Origin of the sequence: Legionella quateirensis, from assembly GCF_001467955.1 — a bacterium.
In the GTDB taxonomy this organism is placed as follows: domain Bacteria; phylum Pseudomonadota; class Gammaproteobacteria; order Legionellales; family Legionellaceae; genus Legionella; species Legionella quateirensis.
Window position 1 is genome coordinate 1 of record NZ_LNYR01000017.1, and the last position, 240, is coordinate 240.

The following is a 240-nucleotide window of genomic DNA, read 5'->3' on the forward strand; positions in this document are numbered from 1 at the left end:
TGGCTCGGTGCATCACTACTGTCTATCCGTTATGATGTTGCTATGTGATATGGTGTTGAAACTCGTCTTTGCGAGGAGCGCAGCGACGAAGCAATCCAGTGACCTAGAGCGATGTATCTGAGTCATTCAATAGTCCAACAAAAAGGAAAATACATGCCAACAAAACAACCTGCTATCTATATTATGGCGAATAAGCGTAATGGGACGATTTATACTGGCGTCACAAGTAATTTAATCAAA

1 protein-coding gene is annotated in these 240 nt (G+C 41.7%); it reads left to right on the forward strand.

The features are described 5' to 3' along the window. Positions 1 to 153: 153 nt before the first annotated feature. The coding region (locus Lqua_RS18715; protein ID WP_162264393.1) for a GIY-YIG nuclease family protein at positions 154 to 240 on the forward strand (87 nt) is incomplete at its 3' end.